This is a genomic window from uncultured Amnibacterium sp. (genome assembly GCF_964245895.1).
Taxonomy (GTDB): domain Bacteria; phylum Actinomycetota; class Actinomycetes; order Actinomycetales; family Microbacteriaceae; genus Amnibacterium.
Map to the genome: position 1 here is coordinate 1 of NZ_CAXTOQ010000246.1, position 3214 is coordinate 3214.

Genomic DNA, 3214 nt, shown 5'->3' on the forward strand with positions numbered 1-3214 from the left:
GCGGTGTCCCCGTCGGGGAAGCTGAAGGGACCGTGGGTGCAGAAGGCGCCGCTGCTGCGCGCCGACGCGGGCCACGGGATGATCTTCCGCACGCTGGCGACGGCCACCCGGAAGGCCATGCCGATGCTCGTCGTGCACAAGGGGACGAAGGCCGTCCACGCGAGGCTCTACGAGATCGAGCTGCGCCGCGACGGGCTGCGCCTCGGCAAGCACCGCAAGGACCTCGACGGCACGAGGTAGCCGCCGTCAGGAGGCCAGCAGGCCGATCACGATCAGCACCACCGAGAGCAGCGGCGGCACCGCCTGCACCAGGGCCGGCCGCGCCTTCGAGCGGTCGGAGACGATCAGCACCGTGCCGGCCGCGACCATCGAGCCCGTGCCGATCAGCACGGCCGTGTACCCGATCGTGCAGGCGCCCGCCGCGACGAGCACGATGCCGGCCACGACCTCGACGGCGAGGAACAGGTTGTAGAAGCCCTGGTTCAGCGCGAGCGCCGCGGTGACCCCGGCCTCCTCCGCGGTCGTGCCGAAGATCCTCCTGGCGCGCTCGCTCCGCCAGAGGACGGACTCGAGCACGAAGATGGAGACGTGCACGAGCGCGCCGATCGCGGCGAGCACCAGACCGGCGATGAGCATGCGCCCATCCTGGCGCGGCGGTCGGTCCCGCGCTCGGGAACCCGTCCTCGCGCGATCCGTGCGGACGGAGGACGCTGACCGCATGACCCTGCGCGCCGACGCCGCCGCCTCCACCGCCGACGGCACCGCCGCCGCGTTCGACCGCGCCGCGGCGCTCGCGCGGGGGTGGCTCGGGCGCCTGCCCGATCGCCGCGTGCCCGCCTCCGGATCGGTCGACGACGCGGTCGCCCGGCTCGGGACCGCGCTGCCGGAGGGGCAGGAGGATCCCGTCGCCGTCGTCGAGCGGCTCGCCGCGGCGGTCGAACCGGGCCTGATGGCGAGCGGATCCGGCCGGTTCTACGGCTGGGTGATGGGCGGCTCGTTCCCCGCGGCGCTCGGCGCCGACGTGCTGGTGACCGCGTGGGACCAGAACGCGGGCATGCGCGACGCGACCCCGGGGGTCGTCGCGGTGGAGGAGGTCGCGGCGGCCTGGGTGCTGGACCTGCTCGGCCTGCCCGTCGGCTCGGGCGTCGGCTTCACCACCGGCGCGACCATGGCGAACTTCACCTGCATCGCCGCCGCCAGGCACCGCGTGCTGCAGGACGTCGGCGTCGACGACCGGCTCGTCGGCCTCGCGGACGCGCCGCGGATCCGGGTGCTCGCCGGCGCGGAGCGGCACGGGTCGATCGACCTGGCGCTGCGCCTGGTGGGTCTCGGCGCCGCAGAGCTCGTGCCGTCGGACGCGCAGGGCCGCGTCGACGCCGTCGCGCTGCGGGAGGCGCTCGCCGGCTCCCACAGGCCGACGATCGTCTGCCTCCAGGCCGGCAACCTGCACTCGGGCGCCTTCGACCCGTTCGGCCCGGCCGTCGCGGCGGCGCGGGAGGCGGGGGCGTGGGTGCACGTCGACGGCGCCTTCGGCCTGTGGGCGCTCGCGACCCCGACCCTGGACGCCCTCACGGCCGGGCTCGACGGAGCCGACTCGTGGGCCACGGACGCGCACAAGACGCTGAACACCCCCTACGACGGCGGGATCGCGATCGTGCGCGACCCGGCGACGCTCGAGGCCGCGATGGGGCAGCACGCCACCTACCTCCTGACGGGCGCGCGACCCGACCCGCACCTCCACGTGCCGGAGATGTCGCGGCGGGCGCGCGGCGTCCCGGTCTGGGCGGCGATCGCCTCCCTCGGCCGCAGCGGGGTGCGGGGTCTCGTCGACGGCCTGCACGACGCGGCGTCGGCCATCGCGGAGGGGGCGCTGCGCATCCCGGGCGCAACGGTGCTGAACGACGTCGTGTACACGCAGGTGAGCGTCGCGTTCGAGACCGACGAGCGGACGCGCGCCGTGCTGGCGGAGCTGCTGCGGGACGGCACCGTGATGCCGTCCGGCAGCGTCTGGAGCGGGCGCGCGGTCATCCGCTTCTCGGTGAGCTCGTGGCGGACCGGCGACGCCGAGGTCCGGGCGACCCTGGAGGCGCTGCGCCGGGCGGTCGACGCCGTCCCGGCCTGACCGGCGCGCCCCTCGGTAGCCTGGCGACGTGCCCGACGCCGACCTGCTGATCACCGGCGCTCGCATCGTCTCCGGCGGCGCGGTCGTCGAGGACGGCTGGCTCCGCGCGGCCGACGGCCGGATCGTCGCGCGTGGGTCGGGCGCGCCTCCGCCCCATGACGGCGAGGTCGTCGATGCCCGCGGCCGGATCCTCGCGCCGGGCTTCGTCGACCTGCACGTCCACGGCGGAGGCGGCGGCGAGGTCGGCGGCGGGCCCGGCGACCTGGCCCGGATGCTCGCGGCGCACCGCCCGCACGGGACGACACGGACCGTGCTCTCGCTCGTCAGCGGCACCGTCGACGCGCTCGCCGGGCGGCTGCGGGCGCTCGCCCCGCTCGTGCGCTCGGACCCGCTGCTGCTCGGCGTGCACCTGGAGGGCCCGTTCCTCAGTCCTGACGCGAAGGGCGCCCACGACCCGACCGCGCTCACGACGCCGTCGCCGGCCGACGTCGCCGCGCTGCTCGCCGCCGCGGGCGGCACGCTCGCGCAGGTGACGATCGCGCCCGAGCGGGACGGCGCGCTGGCCGCGGTCGCGGTATTGCGGCCGGGATTGGTCGCCACGGCGCTGAGCGCGTGCGTGCCTGCCGCGAGCGTGGTCGCGAAGCTCCAGGTTCCGGCAGGGCCGAGAGCCGCTGGGCCGAGGGCCGTCGTGCCGTCGAACACCTGTACGGTCGTGCCGGCGGCACCCGACACGGTGCCGGCCAGCGTGACGGCCCCGTTGCTCGTGATGCGGTCGCTCGCGCTGGTGCCGGTATCGGAGGCCAGAACCTGGGCGCCGATGGCGATGGTCGGCCGCGGAGCCGGGGCGGGGGCCGCTTTGAGGCTGGTAGCGCCGTACAGGCCCGGATCCTGCGCGTCGGGCGAGGAGACCTGGCCGAGGGCGACCGCTGCGGCGGTGGGGTCGCTCGAATAGGCCCTGATATAGTCGATCTTCGACACCATGGGGGCACCGGTCGCGCCGACATAGCTGCGCGTCGCCAGATCGGCCAGCAGGTACATGGGTCCATGCATGTCGCTGGGCGTCGCCTTGGTGCCCGTCAGCACGCCGTCGAC

At 75.7% G+C, this 3214-nt stretch carries 2 protein-coding genes and 2 pseudogenes; 2 read left to right on the top strand and 2 right to left on the bottom strand.

What is annotated here, in order from left to right:
• Positions 1-240 (top strand): annotated as a pseudogene (locus ACFE60_RS18510) (hypothetical protein); the annotation flags it as partial.
• Positions 241-246: 6 nt separating this feature from the next.
• Here the strand turns inward: ACFE60_RS18510 and ACFE60_RS18515 are convergent.
• Entirely contained in the window at positions 247-636 is a 390-nt protein-coding gene (locus tag ACFE60_RS18515; RefSeq protein ID WP_375390321.1) for a DUF1304 domain-containing protein, read from the bottom strand.
• Between the two features lie 82 nt (positions 637-718).
• Between ACFE60_RS18515 and ACFE60_RS18520 the strand changes: the two genes are divergently transcribed.
• Positions 719-2122, top strand: coding sequence for a pyridoxal phosphate-dependent decarboxylase family protein (locus ACFE60_RS18520; protein WP_375390322.1), 1404 nt, complete (start codon positions 719-721; stop codon positions 2120-2122).
• 621 nt (positions 2123-2743) lie between these two features.
• Here the strand turns inward: ACFE60_RS18520 and ACFE60_RS18525 are convergent.
• Positions 2744-3172, bottom strand: a pseudogene (locus ACFE60_RS18525) (Ig-like domain-containing protein); the annotation flags it as partial.
• Positions 3173-3214 lie beyond the last annotated feature (42 nt).